Origin of the sequence: Thauera sp. (assembly GCF_034003485.1) — a bacterium.
Classification (GTDB): Bacteria; Pseudomonadota; Gammaproteobacteria; order Burkholderiales; family Rhodocyclaceae; genus Thauera.
On the sequence record NZ_JAVEYL010000026.1, the window covers coordinates 26,458 to 42,487 of the forward strand.

Here is a 16,030-nt window from a genome sequence, read left to right on the forward strand (position 1 = left end):
TGGCTCTAAATCTAGTGAAAGAGGCCCTTGATAGGGCCTTTTTCATGATCGGAAGAATCTTTCACAATCGAGTGGATGACGCCTTTCCCACTCTCTACAGCCACCATTATGTTCGCCAAATCTTCCGAGAACGACTGGTTGACACTTGCAGCACTGACGTTGTCGATCGGTTGGCTGCTCCCAAACCACAACAATCCATGGACAGCGTTCCATTCAGATGCGTGGGTCGGAATCGTGCTTTGTTTTGTCAGCATTGTTTTCTTGGCCACACGAAAGGTGGACGTTGTTCACTGCACACGCCTCGCGGCATTGGTGCTGATAGCTCTCGCCCTGCCACTAATACAGTATGCATTGGGCCTTCTTCCCTTTTTTGGGAACGCCTGGATCGCAATCCTATTCCTCGCCGGGTTTCTGCTCGCACTTCTGGTCGGGAACTATTCGCAGAGACTCAACCCCCACCAGCTGGGCGATTTTCTATTTCTTTCCATCGGGGTCGCAGCCCTCGTTTCGGTTGGCTTGCAGCTTTACCAGTGGTTCGGCTTCACGCAGAGCGCGCCTCCGGATGCAATCTGGGTCTATCCGATTGAGGGCAGCAGACCTTACGCGAACCTGGCACAGCCCAACCAACTTGCAACCCTACTCCTGTGGGGTTTGCTAGCGGGCCTCTGGGGGCGAACCCGAGGCTACTTGCGATTGCCTCTGCTTGCCATCTATTCGGCGCTGATTGTTCTGGGTCTCGTGCTCACACAATCACGAACGGCTTGGCTTAGCATGTCCTTGCTCACGTTCGCAATATGGTACTGGCGTGAACTCTGGACCTCGAGGGAAATACCGTGGTTCGTTTCCCTCTGCGCCATGCTTTTCGTCGCACTTAGCCTGTCGATCGAGACGATCGCCTCCCTATTGCTGCTCGACCCGCAAACAGATATTACCGATCGCATTGGCGGAAGTTCGGTGAGGCTCGCGATCTGGACGATGTTCGCAAATGCTGCATTTTCTAAGCCGCTATTCGGTTATGGGTGGAATCAGCTTCGTTCTGCACAACTGGACTTCCCCTTTTACAATCCGGGTACGTACGGAATATCCTGGGCACAGTCGCACAACCTATTTATTGATCTCGTCCTTTGGGTAGGAATACCACTCGGAATCCTGTTTTCGGTTGCCCTCTTGGTGTGGTTCTGGCACCGATTTCGATCGGTGGCAACACCCGAACAGTCCATTATCTGGATCTGTGTAGGCGCCATTGGATTGCACGCCATGGTGGAGTATCCATTGCACTACGCGTATTTCTTGCTCCCCACCGGGCTGTTCATGGGTATGCTCGATGCTGCGTCTCATTCAGTACCGATCATGGTCACGAGTCGAAGGGTACTAGCCAGCTTCCTTTTTCTTGTCTCGATCGGGCTTGCCTTGACAATCAACGATTATTTTAGGATCGAGTCAAGCCACTTTGCCCTGCAATTCGAGCAAGGTCCACTCAACAAGAATTCTCCGAAGGGAACGCCTGATGTAATTGTGCTTACGCAATTGCGCGAGAATCTTCGGATGGCCCGATTTGACGAACAGAAACCGCCATCAAAGGATGAACTACACTGGATGCGTACCGTTACAAGATCCTACCCGAGCGTTGCAAACCTTCATAAACTGGCGTTCGTGCTCGCAATGAACGGTGACGTGGAGGAAGCAAAGTTTTGGTTGAGTCGTACCTGCGCAATAGTTCCAAAGGAGCATTGCGAGATAGCCCAACGCGCTTGGGATGAGCGACGCAACAAGCACCCTGATCTTGCAGAGATAGCATGGCCGACCCCATAGGTCAGGCAGGTCGTCCCGAATTCCTTCCACACGACCCGCAAATCGAGATGAGTTGGGCTGGATCGGGCTACGAACATTCGTGATGTCGGGTGGCGATGAGGCGCCGCGCGAAAGCCTCGACCTGCGCCCAGTCGGTGAAATCGGTGACCGAGCGCGGATCGGTGGGGCCGCCGGTGACCCACATGATCAGGCGGATCATGTTGCGGTCGAAGAAGCCGTAGCGCGGATATTCGATCTTGCCGCCGAAAACTTCGATCTGCTGCGGCTTCCAGCGGATCTGGCCGAGGAACTTGCGCACGTAGGGGTTGGTGTCGGCCTGGCGCTTGTGCGGCTTGCGGCCGACGGCATTGACCGAGAAGAAGGCATTCGGGCGCGCCTCGATCGCCGCCTGGTGGCGGTCGATGAAGGCCTTCACCGCGGGGCGATGGTGACCATAGCGGATGCTGGCGCCGATCACGACCCTGTCACAGGCCTCGAGTTTTGCGGTGGATGCGGCCTCGACCTCGACCACCTCCGGCTCGTGACCCGCCGCGCGCGCGATTGCCGCGAGCCGCTCGCAGATCTCGCGCGTGTGGCCGTCGATTGTCGAGCACAGGATCAGCAGACGCATGACCGCGCCCGATCGGCAGCGGGACTCAGTTGCCGGTGACGATGCCCTCGACCACCTTCTTGCCTTCGGAATACAGCGCCACCTGGCCGTCCTCGAGCTCGACGTTCATGCAGCCGGTGTTGCCCTTGAGCTTGCCGTCGAGCCATTCGCGGCAGTAGCGCGCCTGCTCATCCACCCACCAGCGCGCCTTGGCGCCGGTCGTGTCGGTGAGCGTGCCATCGGTGCCGAACTTGAGCGTGTAGGCCGACTCGGTGCGCAGATAGACGCCGATGAAGGTGGCGCCGGTGAGCAGCTTTTCGACTTCGGCCTTGTCGGTGATGAACTTCTGCGCCAGCGCGCCGCCGGATGCGGTGGCGATGGCAAGGGCGGCGAGGAGGGTGCGTGCGCTTTTCTGCATCGGAGTCTTCCTTGTTGCGGATCGGTTGCGGTTCGTGTTCGTAAGGGAAACAGCAATGTAGCGGGTCAGCCGCGCGCGCCGAGCCTGCCGACAAGGCCTCGCACGGTTTCCTGCAGGTCGGCGGGCATCACCACCAGCTTCGAATTGCTCGATTCGCCCAGCTTCTCGAGCGCGGCAATGTACTTCTCACCGAGCAGGTACATCATCGGCCCGGTCTGATCGCCGATGCCGGCAGTCACGCGGCGGATGGATTCGGCCGAGGCCTCGGCCAGCATGACCTGGGCGTTGGCGTCGCGCTTGGCGGATTCGAGGCGCGCCTCGGCCTCCAGGATTGCCGCCTGCTTGGCACCTTCGGCCTTGGTCACCGCGGCCTTGCGCTCGCGCTCGGCGGCCGCTTGCAGCTCCATCGCGCGCTGCATGGATTCGGAGGGCTTGATGTCCTGGATCTCGACCGACTTCACCGTCAGGCCCCAATCCACGGCCTCGTCGGCAATGCTCTCGCGCAGCCGCGCCTTGATCTTGTCGCGCGATGAGAGCGCCGCGTCGAGCTCCATTTCGCCGACGATCGAGCGCAATGTCGTCATGATCAGGTTGCGGATCGCCTCGGAGAAGTCGGTCACGCCATACACCGCCTTGACCGGGTCAGTGACCTTCACGAAGGCGATCGCATTGGTCAGGATCACCGCGTTGTCGCGGGTGATGACCTCCTGCTCCTGCACGTCGAGGATGATGTCCTTGGTCACCAGCTTGTAGGCGACGCGGTCGAGGTAGGGGATCAGGATGTTGAGGCCGGGGCGCAGCGTGGCGTGGTACTTGCCCAGGCGCTCGACCACCCACTCCTCGCCCTGCGCGACCAGGCGCACGCCCTTGGCGATGGTGATGACGACAAAAATCAGTACTGCGATTGCGATGGCCAGGCCTTCGGATGCGAACACGTTGTCTTTCCCTAGTTGATCAGGCTTTCGCCACCTTGACGTAACTGCCCTCGACACTGACCACCCGCACCCGCTGGCCGGCGGCGATCGCCGATTCGGCCACGCACGCCCACTCTTCTGCGCCCAGCACCGGACGCTGGAAACGCACCTTGCCGCGCTCGAAGGGTGCCACCGCGCTCACCAGCAGACCGATCTCGCCAATCACCTCGCCGGCCGCGGTGCCGATCAGGGTCTTGTGCTGGGAACGCTTGAAGACGCGGAACCACAGCACCGTCATCGCCACCGAGGCCAGCACCCACACCCCGATCTGCGCACTCAAGGCCAGCCCGGGTGCCATCAGCAGCACCAGTCCGACCAGCATCGCGCCAAAGCCGAACCAGATGATGAAGAAGGCCGGCACGGCCAGCTCGAGCAGCACCAGCGCAAGGCCGGCGATCTCCCAGTGCCACCATTCGAGGGTCATTGCGTTATCCATGGCCGAACTTTAGCGCAGCTCGGTGACGAGGTGGATTGCATGCGCTGATGCGTCCTCGCACTGCCTTGATCGCGCAGTGGAAAAGCTGTGGTCAGGCAGTGCAGCGGATTGTGGATAAGTGCATGGAACTGCGAAAGCGAGATTTCCATCAACAAAGCATCCTGCGTTAACAGAAAGGTCGTGCACCGGGTTTCCCGTCATCCAAGTCCCTGTATTCAATCAGCTTAAAGCCCTTATCCACAGAAACGGGCCGTACATGATCTTTATGATCTTTTAAATATTTAAAAACCTGTGTACACCAAAAAGAAAAACCAACGAGGCGGGCAAGCCCGCTCCCGTCAGAAACCAGAACCCGTGGGCCGACCTGCCCGGTCGGCAGATCAGAAGGGCGGATCGTCAGCAGCAACCGGCTGCACAACCGGTTTTTCGGACTGCAACCGCGGCAGTTCTGCCGTGACGCTGCCCGTATCCACCGGCGCAGACGCCAGTTCGCCACCCAGCGCCCTCACCACCGCCGGTAGCAGATGGGCGAGCTCGCCGGTCATCAGCGCGAATTCGGCGTTGAACAGCGCCTCGGCGTCGTCCTTGTCGGCATCGCCCACCTGGTCGCGCACGACGTCGAGGAAGTCGAGACGCTTGATCTCGAGCTTCTCGGTGAGCACGAAGCTGATGCGGTCGTCGAAGGTCAGCGCAAGGCGCGTAGGCAGCTTGCCGGCTTCCAGGTGGGCCTTGACGTCGTCGCCTTCGAGCGGATGGCGCGCGTAGCGCACCGCGGCCTTGTCCTCCGCCACCGAGCGCAATTCGCAGTCCTGATCGATCGTGAACCCCTCTGGGGCCTCACCACCGGCCAGCCAGCCGGCCATCGCGGTCGTGGGGGACTGCTCGGTACGCAGCAGCGTCAGCGGCAGGCTGTCGAGCGTGTGGCGCAGTTGCTCGAGCATGTCCTCGGCCTTGCTCTGGCTGCCCGCATCGACCACCAGCCAGCCATTGACCGGGTCGATCCAGGCGAACATGCGCCGGCGGCGGGTGAAGGCGCGCGGCAGCAGCTCCTGCGTGATCTGCTCGCGCAGTTCCTTCATCTGCTTGCGACCGAGCTTGTAGCCCTGCTGCTCGGCCAGTTCCTCGGCGCGCTCGTCGGCCTCCTGCTTGACCACAGCGGAGGGCAGCAGGCGATGCTCGAAGCCGAGGCAGATCAGGAACTGGCCGCCCACGGCGTGCACCAGCACCTCGTTACCCAGCGGCGACAGCCAGCCGCGGCTTTCCATGTCCTGGCTGCCGCAGGGGTGGAAGGGCTTCTTCGCGAGCTGTTCCTCGAGGCGCTCGGCGCTCATGTCCCAGGGGGCGGGAAGGCGATAGATCTGCAGATTCTTGAACCACATGTCGGGGGTGTTTCCTGTTGGTGAGATTGAAGATGAGGGTGCGCTGGCGACTGAAACCGTGGGAGCTCCCACGGCAAGGCCGCCCCCGATGCCGTTTCCGAACGCGGAGGGGCTTACTGCGCCAGGCCGCCGGACTCGGCGATCATGCGGATCACGCGCACGGTGTCGATGTCGGACTGGTGGTAGGCCGAGCGCACGAACTCAGCGTAGCGGCCGTCCTCGCCGCCCTCGGGCAGCGAGGTGCGATACGCGAAACGCAGGAAGAGGGCGCCCGGTTCGGGCTCCTCGATCGTGATCGTCAGGCTGCCGCCGGCGTGCTGCTCGTTGGCTTCGGATTCGAAGCGGATCCAGCACAGCGCCTCGAAGGTGACGCAGTCGCGGATGACCGCGTTGCCGAAGTGCAGGTCGCGCAGCAGCCGGCCTTCGCTGCGTTCGACGATCCGGCAGGCTTCCAGGCCAGGCAGGAAGGCGCGCGCGTCTTCGGCACGGCAGAGCAGACCGAACCACAGCTCCTCGCGCGAAAGCGGCGCCTGCAGGGGGTTGGCGAGATCATTGACCTCGATCAGGTGTTCGAATTTCAAGGCAGTCTCCTGAACGGGCAGGGCGGCAGTTTACCCGCTCGCACCCTCGCCCGCGATAACATGCGCCCCATGCAACTCGAACGCCTCCTCCATGCCCAGGGCTTCGGCAGCCGCAAGGAATGCCGCGCCCTCATCCGTTCCGGCCACGTCAGCGTCGCCGGCGAACCCTGTGAAGACCCCTTTGCGGAATTCGATCCTGGCAGCAGTGACGGCTCGCCGGGGATTGCATTCTCGGTGGGTGACGAGCAGTGGCGCTTCCGCGCCCAGGCCTACGTCGTGCTGCACAAGCCCACCGGCTACGAATGCTCGCAGAAGCCGACCTTTCACCCCTCGGTATTCACGCTGCTGCCGCCACAACTGCTGATCCGCGGCGTGCAATGCGTGGGCCGGCTCGACCAGGACACCACCGGCCTGCTGCTGCTGTCGGACGACGGCCAGTTCATCCACCAGTGGAGCTCGGGCAAGAAGCGCACGCCCAAGGTGTATGAAGTGACCCTCAAGCATGCGGTGGAGCAGGAATTTGCCGATCGCATGGTCGCCGGTGTGGAGCTTCACGACGAACCCGAGCCGATCGCGGCCGCCGCGTGCGAACTCACCAGCCCGACCACGCTGCGGCTGACGATCTGCGAGGGCAAGTATCACCAAGTCAAGCGCATGGTTGGTGCCGCCGGCAATCGTGTGGAAACCCTGCATCGCAGCCGCGTCGGCGGGCTGGATCTGCCGGCCGAACTCGCGCCCGGGCAATGGCGCTGGCTCGAGACAGCCGACCTGCAGCGCCTCGCCGACTTCACATGATGCCCGACCCACGCATCGCTGGCCGTCGCGCCGCGCGATGCGTGCCGTTTGCGCCTAGAAGCGCATCTCGAGATTGACCCCGAGCGCCCACGACTTGTCGCGCTCGCGGTCTTCGCGCTGGGGCCAGTAGTGGCCGACGATGAACTCGCCGATCAGCCAGTCGCGATAGACGGGCTGGGTCCATTTCATGCGCACGCCGTACTCATCGACGTTCTCCTCAGCCCCGGTCTCGCCGGTCACGACCATTTCCCCGGACAGCATGCGGTCGTCGCCGTAGCGGCGGAACAGTCCGAGACTGCTGCCCCAGGCGAAGTCGTCGGTCTTTTCCGAGATCGTGGTCGCGTTCTGCCAGTGCAGGGAGAGTTTGGGCGTGAACGCATGTTCATAATCGAGCGCAGTGGTCGAGCCGAACTTGTCCTTGTTGTTCCAGAAGATCGTCTCGCGGAACTCGATGCGATCCTGCTCGCTCAGCGCCCATTGCTTGCGATAGCGCGCCTGGGTGAAGAACTTCAGGCCGCCGCGCACACCGACCCGAAAGTCGATGTTCTTGCGCAGTGCCACGCCCAGGCCGGCGAAGCCGGTCTGATCATCGCGCACACGCTCCTCCAGCAGGAGTTGCTCGCGGGTGAAGGCTTCGGACTGGTCGGTCAGCAGTTCGCGCTCGTTCTGGCGACCGATGAAGACGTAGGCCTTGTCGCGCAGGTTGGGCAGATCGAAGCGCGCACGGAAACGCACGTTCGTATCCCAGCCTTCGTCCTGCCGCCACAGGTTGCGCAGCCCGAGCCTACCCTTGGTCACCGTGCCACCATCCTCGAACGGTCGATCGCCGAACCAGTCGTTCACCGACTCACCCAGCCATAACGAAAACCCCCGGACCTGGCCGCGGGTGGTGTCCAGGATGCCTTCCTCCTGGGCCGCCTCGGGGCTGACAGGATTGGGGCTGAGACCCGGTTCGGCTGCGCTTGCGATGGGGGCGATCAGCATCAACAGCAGCGGTACGGCATGTCGTCTTGCCACGGTGAAACTCCCTCTGCCTGCAGCGCCGGGACTGCAGGATGAATGTTTGCGGACACTGCCAGGCCGCGCTGCGTATGCCGGCATGTTGGTTCCGAAGGATTCTACCCGCAAGTCCGCGCTGCTGTCCGATCCCCGGGTGCAGGGCAGGATTGCGCTGAATCGGGCTTCTGGTTTGTTCTTTAGTTTTTATATTGATTTAAATAACAAAGAAGTTAACAGTGCGCCGAAAACTGTGGATAACTGCTCCAAGCGCATGACTGTCGCCACATTCAGGTCCCTAAGAACAGGTTGATAAACCCCTTGGCGGGCTGTGCGTGCTTTGTCCATTGTTTTGCGGCCTTGCGCCGCAGGCGTCCTTGTTCACAAGTTGTCCCGCCTCTTTGCCCAGGATTGTTCACCACGATGATGGATTCAGCACCCCGAGCCCGCCCGAAGTGGGAAATCTTCTGCCAGGTTGTGGATAACTTTGGGGATATCGGCGTCTGCTGGCGGCTGGCAAGGGATCTGGCTCGGCGCGAGGAAGGCGCGGTGAGGCTCTGGGTGGATGACTGGGCGGTGCTGGCACGCATCTGTCCGGCGGCGGCCGCATTGGATCCGGCGGTGGGCGGAAAGGTGGAAGGCGTGGACCTGCGCCACTGGACGCCCGCATTTGCCGCGTCCGCACCGGGCGAGATCGTGATCGAGGCCTTTGCCTGCGAGCTGCCACCGGCGCAGCTCGAGGCGATGGCGGCGCAGGCGCTGCCACCGGTGTGGATCAACCTCGAGTACCTGTCGGCCGAGGACTGGGTGGCGGGCTGCCACGGCCTGGCCTCGCCGCATCCGCGCGTGGCCCTGGTCAAGCATTTCTTCTTTCCCGGCTTCGACGCCAACACCGGCGGATTGCTGCGCGAGCCCGACCTGCTGGCGCGTCGGGATCGCTTCGTCACGCAGCCGCAGGGGCGGGCCGCGTGGCGCGCGGCGCGCGGGCTACCTGTGGCGGACGATGAAGGCCTGGTCGTGTCCCTGTTCGCCTACGAGCAGCCGGCGGTGCGCGCGCTGCTGCATGCGTGGGAACAGAGTCTGCGTCCGATCCACGTGCTGGTGCCGGTCTCGCGTATCCTGCCGGATGTTGCCGCCGCGCTCGATTGCGCCATCCCCGCGGTCGGCACCTGCATCGAGCGCGGTGCGCTTTGCGTTCACGTGCTGCCCTTCACCGACCAGGACGGCTACGACGAGTTGTTATGGGCCTGCGATCTCAACTTCGTGCGCGGGGAGGATTCCTTCGTGCGCGCGCAGTGGGCGGCGCGGCCCTTCGTGTGGCAGATTTACCCGCAGACGGACACCGCGCACCACGACAAGCTCGAGGCCTTCCTCGCGCGCTACCTTGTCGGACTACCGCCGGCGGTTGCGGATGCGCAGGCGCGCTTCTGGCGTGCGTGGAACGACTGCGCGGATGACGAAACCACGCCGGCTGCCGCATGGCCCGCCTTTGCCGGTGCGCTGCCGGTGCTCGCGGCCCACGCCCGGGCCTGGTGCGAGGCCCAGGCTGCGCTGCCCGATCTTGCACACCGCTTGACAAAATTCTGTTCGCACATCCAGGACGGCGCGGGGTAGAATCGCGCGCTAATTTTTTCAAGGACATGCGGTCACGAGCCGCTGCCATCAATTCAGGAAACAGCATGAAAACCGCTCAGGAACTCCGCTCCGGCAACGTCATCATGGTCGGCAGCGACCCGCTGGTGGTGCAGAAGGCCGAATACAACAAGTCCGGCCGCAACGCTGCAGTCGTGAAGATGAAGTTCAAGAACCTGCTCACCGGCGCGCCGTCGGAATCGGTCTACAAGGCCGACGACAAGTTCGAACTCGTCGTGCTCGACCACAAGGAAGTGACCTACTCCTACTTCGCCGACCCGATGTACGTGTTCATGGACGCCGACTACGAGCAGTACGAAGTCGAAGCCGAGAACATGACCGACGCGCTCAAGTACCTCGAAGACGGCCTGCAGTGCGAGGTGGTGTTCTACAACGGCAAGGCGATCTCGGTCGAGCTGCCCAACAGCGTGGTGCGCGAAGTCGTTTATACCGAACCCGCCGTCAAGGGCGACACCTCGGGCAAGGTCATGAAGCCGGCCCGCATCGGAACCGGTTTCGAGCTGCCGGTGCCGGCCTTCGTCGAGATCGGCGACAAGATCGAGATCGACACCCGCACCGACGAGTACAAGAACCGCGTCAAGTAAGCCGCACGCGTTTCGTCGGTAGCACGAACGGGCCCGTGAGGGCCCGTTTGGTTTTCTGGATGTTGCAGTGTGGAATCCTTGCATTGTTTTCCGCGTCGGATTCCGTAACCTCATGACTTGACCCCTCACTGCCCCCTCGCGCCGACCACACCATGAAAACCCTGCTTCCCCTCCTGTCTGCCCTTGCCCTGAGCCTGCTGGCTGCGTGCTCGCCGGAACCGCCCGCGCAGGAAACGCCCAAGGCGGCAGAGACCCCACCTGCGGGTGAGCAATCGCGGCAGGATGCCAAGGAAGCGAGCCGGGAGGCCGTCGATGCGGCGCGCGAAGCGGCAGGCAAGGCTGGCGAAGCTGCGAAGAAGTTCGGTGAAGCGGGCGCCGCCGCCGTGCAGGCCGTGGTTGAAAGCACCGAAGAAAAGGTGCGCGAAGGCGTCGAGGCAGCGGGTGGCGAGGCGACCGTGCGCGACGCCAAGGAAGCCGCCGAACACGCTGCACAGCGGATCGCCGACGCCACGCGCGATGCCGCGCAACGGCTGAAGGAGGTGGGCAAGGGTGCGATCGAAAGCGTACGCCCGAAGCCCGAGGTGGCTGCAGATGAGGCCGCAGTTGAGACCGAACAGCTGCCGGCACCGGTGGAGGAGCGCAGTCCTTCGAATCCGGTCGAGGGTGAGTCGACGCGCTGAGGCGCGATGCCAGGGCACGCTGGCGAGCATGCATTCCACGATCCTGTTCCGCCTGTTGCTGATTTGCGGCTTGTCGTTGGCCACCCTCGTCGGATCGCCAGCGACGGCAGACTCCGCGCCAGGTTCAGCCGGCAAGGCTGCCGCCGATGGGGCGGTGCTCGAAGTTTTCGTGCGCGAGGGCTGCCCGCACTGTGCTGACGCCAAGCACTTTCTGGCCGAACTTTCGACGCACCGGCCCGGCCTCGCGATCGTTTATCGCGAAGTGGACGGCGACCCTGCCGCACGTGATGCGCTGATCGCGCTCAGCCGCCAGGCCGGCGCCTGGCCGCCCGGGGTGCCGACCTTCGCCTTCGGCGCGCGGGTGCTGGTCGGCTTTGACGATGCCGAACACGTCGGTGCCGAACTCGTCCGCCTGCTCGACGAGGCCGCGCCGCGCGCGCCGCCCGACACGGTCGAATCCAGCCTGTTCGGCACCCTCAAGGCGAGCGAGATCGGCCTGCCGTTGTTCACGCTCGCGCTCGGCCTTCTCGACGGCTTCAACCCGTGCGCGATGTGGGTGCTGCTGTTCCTGCTGTCGCTGCTGGTGCGGCTCAAGGACCGACGGCGCATGGCGATGGTGGCCGGCACCTTCGTGCTCGCCAGCGGCGCGGTGTATTACGCCTTCATGGCGGCGTGGCTCAACGTGTTCCTGTTCGTCGGCATGAGCGAGGCGCTGCGCATCGGCCTGGCGGTGCTGGCGATGCTGATCGGCTTCATCAACGTCAAGGACTTCTTCGCCTTCCGGCGCGGGGTGTCGCTGTCGATTCCCGAATCCGCCAAGCCCGGCCTCTACGCCCGCGCACGCGCGATCCTGAAGGCAGAATCCCTGCCCGCCTCGCTCGCCGCGGTGGCGGTGCTGGCGGTGGTGGTCAATTTCGTCGAGCTGCTGTGCACCGCCGGGCTGCCGGCGATCTATACCGCGGTGCTCACCCAGCACGCGCTGTCGCCGCTTGCGCATTACGGCTACCTCGGGCTCTACATCCTCGCCTATATCGCCGACGATGCGTTGATGGTCGGCACCGCGGTGCTCGCCTTGGGCAGCGGCAAGCTCGACGAGCGCAGCGGGCGCCGGCTCAAGCTGCTGTCGGGTGCGGTGATGCTGGCGCTCGGGCTGGTGATGTTGCTGCGCCCGCAGTGGCTGATGTAGGAGTACCGGAAAATCGCCTCGGACAATCGCGCCATCGTCGGCCAGTTGCTGCATCTGGCCTGGCCAATCCTGATCGCCCAGTTGCTGTCGATGACCATGATGGTCGCCGACACCGTGATCGCCGGACGCTACGGCACCGCGGACCTGGCCGGGGTGGCGATCGGCAGCAGCTATTACATCTCGGTGGTGATGCTGCTCACCGGAACGCTGCAGGCGGTGGCGCCGACCGTCGCCCACCATGTCGGCGCCCGCCGCCAGGAGGCGATCGGCCCGGCCCTGCAGCAGGGCTTCTGGCTCGCGTTGCTGCTTGCGGTGCCCGGGGTTGCGTTGCTGCTCTCGCCCGGCTACCTGCTCGCGCTGGCCGATGTGCCGGCCGACGTCGCCGCGAAGGCCGCCGATTACCTGGCAGCCACGGCGATCGGCCTGCCGGCGGTGCTGTTCTACCGCACCTTCTACGCGTTCAACAACGCGGTCGGCCGTCCGCGCGTGCTGATGTCGATCAGCGCCATCGCCACGTCGGCGCACATTCCGCTGGCCTGGGCGCTCACCAACGGTGCGCTCGGCTTCGCCCCGCTGGGTGGCACCGGGTGCGGGCTGTCCACCGCGCTGGTGAGCTGGCTCGCCCTCGGCTGTGGTTTCGTCTATCTGGTTCTGAATCCCGCCTACCGGCCCTATCGCATCTTCCACGCCTGGCAGCCGCCGCAGGCAAAGGCGCTTGGCCAACTTGTGCGCCTCGGCCTGCCGATGGGTCTGTCCACCTTCATCGACATCAGCTCCTTCACCCTCATCGCCATCCTCGCGGCCCGCATCGGTACCGAGACGGTGGCCGGGCACCGCGTCATCTCCAACTTCACCGGCATGATCTACATGCTGCCACTGTCGTTGTCGATTGCCACCATGGTCCTGGTCGGCCAGTCCGCCGGCGCCAATGACTGGCGACGCGCAAACCGAACCGCGCGGCTCGGCATGTTTCTGGCGCTCGGTTTCGCGTTGCTGATCGGTGCGCTGCTGTGGGTGCTGCGCGCGCCGCTGGTGGCGTTCTCGAGCGCAGACCCGGCGGTGCAGGCGGTGGCGCTCGGGCTCGTCGTCTATCTGCTGCTCTACCAGCTCTTCGACGGCCTGCAGACGGTGGCCGCGCACGCCCTGCGCGGCTACAAGGTCACGCTGCTGCCGATGGTGGTGCACACCTTCTGCTTCTGGGGCATCGGGCTGACCGGTGGCTACTGGCTGAGCTTCCACGCCCCGTGGCGCGCCGCAGCGCCGTCGGTGGCCGGGTTCTGGGAGGCCTGCGTGGTGGCCACGATTGTCGCGACCTTGCTGTTCGGCACCATGCTGCGCGGGGTGGCGCGGCGCCATGTGCGCGATGCGGCGGGCGCAGCGTAGCGGCCTCAGTCCGAGCCGCGCCGCCACACCGCGGCCAGCGCACCGAGCTTCTGCCAGGCCGACAGGCGCTCGTCCGACACCGCGTCGAGGAAGTCCGACAGGCGCTTGGATTTGACCATCGTGTACATCGTCAGCGCGGTGGATACCAGGAACACCAGCGCGAAATAGAGCAGGCGCTCGCTCATCGGCGACTCGGCCTCGGCGAGCAGGTTCATCCCCAGGAAGCCGGTGGTGATGGTGCCGATGAGGCCGAAGATCGTCACCACGGTCAGCCGCACCACGGTGTTGGCCTGGCGGCGCAGGCTGTCGGCGTCGAGGTAGCTGTTCATGTCCGCGGTGCGCTCCTTCACCTCGGCATACAGCGCGTCGGTGCCGAGATGCGCGGTCGTCATGCGGAACAGCGCGCGCGTCTGCGCCTGCTCGGCGATGTCGTGGAACCAGTAGCGGTGGGTGAAGCGCAGGAAGCCCTCGAAGCTGGCGCGAATCCTGCGCTTGAAGCGGCGCACGCTCGCCGGGTCGGCCACGTGCAGGCGCTTCAGGGCCTCGACCAGGCGCTCCGAGAACATCAGCAGCGACGCCTTCTGGAAGTGCGCGATCAGGAACAGCAAAAAGTGCTGATGGCGGAACTGCGCCAGCACGCCGCGCTCGCGGTCGGTGAAGTAGGCCGATTTCGCGTCGCCGACCACGACCAGCGCGTGGCCGCTGCACAGGTAGCGGGTCCAGGGCGCCGCGCCGCCGGCAGACCAGAAGCGGTCGTAGCAGTAGCGGCGCTCGAAGTCGTCCAGATGCGGTGCGGCGTAGGGCAGCGCGCCGGGGCCCGTATCCTCCACCTTGTGCTCATCGCGGGCGTCGGCAGGCCCCGCGCCAGTGACCAGGCCCAGGCGCACGAAATCATTGCGCGTGAGCGCACGCGGATCATCGACCGCGAGGTAGGCGGCCAGCGGCATGCGGTGGTATTCGATCTGCCGGTAGCGCAGCACGCCGCCCTGCTCCGCATAGGCACTCGTCAGCGGCTGCATCAGCCACGCCCAGTGCGCGGCAATGCGCGGCGCGCGATGGCGGCTGACGTGGGTCATGAACGCGGCGCGCTCGTGCGCATCGGTCTGCGCCAGCACGCTGCCGTCGCGGCCGATCCATTCGGCGGTCGACAGGCTGTGCAGCGCGCGGCCGTCGGCGTTCCAGCCCGAGGGGTAGGCACGCCCGGCGCGGTACATCAGCTCCTGCACCTGCGACAGCGGCATGTCGTTGCCGGCGACCTCGACGTTCAGGATCACCACATCGACGTCGAAGAAGAAGTACAGATGCACATGCACCACGTCGAGCGTCACCGGCGGGTCGCCCTCGCGTGCGGCGACGCGGACCGCGGCGATGTCGCGACGCCGGAACACGCGCATCGGCGGGCCGGCATCGGCGTCCGAATCATCGCGGCGCAGGCGACCCTCGCCGTACAGAAACTGCTGCACGTAGGGCAGGAAGGTGACGAACTCGGTGTAGTGGCGCTCCTGGAAGACGCTGCCCGCCAGCTCGGCATCGTGCTCGAGCTCGCGCCACGGGCAGGCCTCGCCCATGTCGCGCAGGATCTGCCACGGCCGCTGCTGCGCGCCCGAGCTCCCCGCGACCGGCAGTAGCCGCAGCGGCCACAGCAGGGCGAGGCGGAAATGCTTCACCATCGGCTCGGTGGCGGGCTCGGCCATGGCGTGTCTCCCTTCGCGGTCGCAGGATGTCGTGCAGGCAGTTTAGCGACAGGTGAAGGAGATGGTCATTCGTGCTGGCGGTCGATCGAGCGTGTGCCGCTCACGCGCCCGTCCCGCGCGTTCAGGTTTCGAGCCACTTCCGCTTTTCGGCCACCTTCGCCCACTCGTCCGCATCGGGCAGCGCCGGATGCGCCTCGACGATGCGCGGCCACGCCTTCGCCAGCGTGGCATTGAGTGCGAGGTATTCACGTTGCGCATCGGTGAGTTCATCCTCGGGCACGATCGCATCCACCGGGCATTCGGCCACGCACAAGGTGCAGTCGATGCACTCCTCGGGATCGATCACCAGGAAGTTCGGGCCCTCGCGGAAGGCATCGACGGGACACATGCTCACGCAATCCGTGTATTTGCAGCGGATGCACGCCTCGGTGACGACGTGGGTCATGACCCTGTCTCCTCGAACAGGGTCTCGAGCACGGGAAAGAGCTCGCGCTCCTCGAAGCGCACGTGATCGATCAGTGCCTGCCCGGCCTGCGCTTCGTCCCTGCCGCTCAGCGCCGCCGCGAAAAGATGCCTGAGCTGTGCGTGCTCCGCGCGCAGGCGTTCGGCGAACGCGCCGTGGCGATCGGTCTCGAGCAGCGGCAGCAGATCGCGCTCTTCCTCGGCGAAATGGGCTTCGATGCCGGGAAGTTCGGCGCCGAGCTCGGCCCGGGCGCCGCCGGCAAGCAGATGCCTGCCGAGGCGCAGCGCGGTGTGATGCTCACGGGACAACTGGGCGAGGCGGGTGTGGCGCTTCATGGTGGATCCCTGTGATGACTCCTTGAAGAGGAATTTAAGACTCCTCTTTAAAAGAGTCAAATAAGATGAATC

17 protein-coding genes are annotated in these 16,030 nt (G+C 64.4%); 7 read left to right on the forward strand and 10 right to left on the reverse strand.

Annotated elements, in window-relative coordinates:
• Window positions 1-108 precede the first annotated feature (108 nt).
• A complete protein-coding gene (locus tag RBT54_RS14165) occupies window positions 109-1,812 on the forward strand; it encodes a PglL family O-oligosaccharyltransferase (RefSeq protein WP_320367721.1) in 1,704 nt (567 codons plus the stop codon).
• 67 nt (window positions 1,813-1,879) lie between these two features.
• Here RBT54_RS14165 and hemG read toward each other — a convergent pair whose 3' ends face one another.
• The 6 genes from hemG to RBT54_RS14195 form a co-directional block, all read right to left on the reverse strand.
• A complete protein-coding gene (gene hemG, locus RBT54_RS14170; RefSeq protein ID WP_320367722.1) occupies window positions 1,880-2,422 on the reverse strand; it encodes a menaquinone-dependent protoporphyrinogen IX dehydrogenase in 543 nt (180 codons plus the stop codon).
• A gap of 25 nt (window positions 2,423-2,447) precedes the next feature.
• Window positions 2,448-2,819: a hypothetical protein gene (locus RBT54_RS14175; protein WP_320367723.1), complete on the reverse strand. Its 372-nt coding sequence runs from the start codon at window positions 2,817-2,819 to the stop codon at window positions 2,448-2,450.
• Between the two features lie 65 nt (window positions 2,820-2,884).
• The gene (locus RBT54_RS14180) at window positions 2,885-3,754 is read right to left on the reverse strand and encodes an SPFH domain-containing protein (RefSeq protein ID WP_320367724.1); all 870 of its coding nucleotides are present in this window, start codon (window positions 3,752-3,754) and stop codon (window positions 2,885-2,887) included.
• A gap of 19 nt (window positions 3,755-3,773) precedes the next feature.
• Window positions 3,774-4,217, reverse strand: coding sequence for an NfeD family protein (locus RBT54_RS14185; protein ID WP_413788458.1), 444 nt, complete (start codon window positions 4,215-4,217; stop codon window positions 3,774-3,776).
• Between the two features lie 392 nt (window positions 4,218-4,609).
• A complete protein-coding gene (locus RBT54_RS14190; RefSeq protein ID WP_320367726.1) occupies window positions 4,610-5,608 on the reverse strand; it encodes a recombination-associated protein RdgC in 999 nt (332 codons plus the stop codon).
• Between the two features lie 113 nt (window positions 5,609-5,721).
• Window positions 5,722-6,189: an SRPBCC family protein gene (locus RBT54_RS14195; protein WP_320367727.1), complete on the reverse strand. Its 468-nt coding sequence runs from the start codon at window positions 6,187-6,189 to the stop codon at window positions 5,722-5,724.
• Window positions 6,190-6,249: 60 nt separating this feature from the next.
• On the opposite strand from RBT54_RS14195, the gene RBT54_RS14200 reads away from it, so the two are divergent.
• On the forward strand, window positions 6,250-6,984 hold the full coding sequence (locus tag RBT54_RS14200) for a 16S rRNA pseudouridine(516) synthase (protein WP_320367728.1): 735 nt from the start codon (window positions 6,250-6,252) through the stop codon (window positions 6,982-6,984).
• Between the two features lie 54 nt (window positions 6,985-7,038).
• Here RBT54_RS14200 and RBT54_RS14205 read toward each other — a convergent pair whose 3' ends face one another.
• Window positions 7,039-8,001 (reverse strand): hypothetical protein, encoded by a 963-nt coding sequence (locus tag RBT54_RS14205; RefSeq protein ID WP_320367729.1) that lies wholly within the window; start codon window positions 7,999-8,001, stop codon window positions 7,039-7,041.
• A gap of 405 nt (window positions 8,002-8,406) precedes the next feature.
• Here RBT54_RS14205 and earP point away from each other — a divergent pair, with 405 nt between their 5' ends.
• From earP to RBT54_RS14230, 5 genes are all read left to right on the forward strand, one after another.
• Window positions 8,407-9,594, forward strand: coding sequence for an elongation factor P maturation arginine rhamnosyltransferase EarP (gene earP / locus RBT54_RS14210; protein WP_320367750.1), 1,188 nt, complete (start codon window positions 8,407-8,409; stop codon window positions 9,592-9,594).
• A gap of 65 nt (window positions 9,595-9,659) precedes the next feature.
• Complete coding sequence (gene efp, locus RBT54_RS14215) at window positions 9,660-10,217, forward strand: elongation factor P (RefSeq protein WP_320367730.1); 558 nt, start codon at window positions 9,660-9,662, stop codon at window positions 10,215-10,217.
• Between the two features lie 152 nt (window positions 10,218-10,369).
• Window positions 10,370-10,897, forward strand: coding sequence for a hypothetical protein (locus tag RBT54_RS14220; protein WP_320367731.1), 528 nt, complete (start codon window positions 10,370-10,372; stop codon window positions 10,895-10,897).
• Between the two features lie 28 nt (window positions 10,898-10,925).
• On the forward strand, window positions 10,926-12,083 hold the full coding sequence (locus RBT54_RS14225; RefSeq protein WP_320367732.1) for a glutaredoxin family protein: 1,158 nt from the start codon (window positions 10,926-10,928) through the stop codon (window positions 12,081-12,083).
• Window positions 12,084-12,128: 45 nt separating this feature from the next.
• On the forward strand, window positions 12,129-13,466 hold the full coding sequence (locus RBT54_RS14230) for an MATE family efflux transporter (RefSeq protein WP_413788459.1): 1,338 nt from the start codon (window positions 12,129-12,131) through the stop codon (window positions 13,464-13,466).
• A gap of 5 nt (window positions 13,467-13,471) precedes the next feature.
• Here RBT54_RS14230 and RBT54_RS14235 read toward each other — a convergent pair whose 3' ends face one another.
• The 3 genes from RBT54_RS14235 to RBT54_RS14245 all read right to left on the reverse strand — a co-directional run bounded on the left by RBT54_RS14235 (window position 13,472) and on the right by RBT54_RS14245 (window position 15,958).
• Window positions 13,472-15,160, reverse strand: a complete 1,689-nt coding sequence (locus RBT54_RS14235; protein ID WP_320367733.1) for a hypothetical protein — start codon at window positions 15,158-15,160, stop codon at window positions 13,472-13,474.
• A 121-nt stretch (window positions 15,161-15,281) separates the two neighbouring features.
• Window positions 15,282-15,605 (reverse strand): ferredoxin FdxA, encoded by a 324-nt coding sequence (fdxA, locus tag RBT54_RS14240; protein WP_320367734.1) that lies wholly within the window; start codon window positions 15,603-15,605, stop codon window positions 15,282-15,284.
• Window positions 15,602-15,958 (reverse strand): hemerythrin domain-containing protein, encoded by a 357-nt coding sequence (locus RBT54_RS14245; protein ID WP_320367735.1) that lies wholly within the window; start codon window positions 15,956-15,958, stop codon window positions 15,602-15,604. The genes fdxA and RBT54_RS14245 overlap by 4 nt, the downstream gene beginning before the upstream one ends.
• Between the last annotated feature and the right edge of the window lie 72 nt (window positions 15,959-16,030).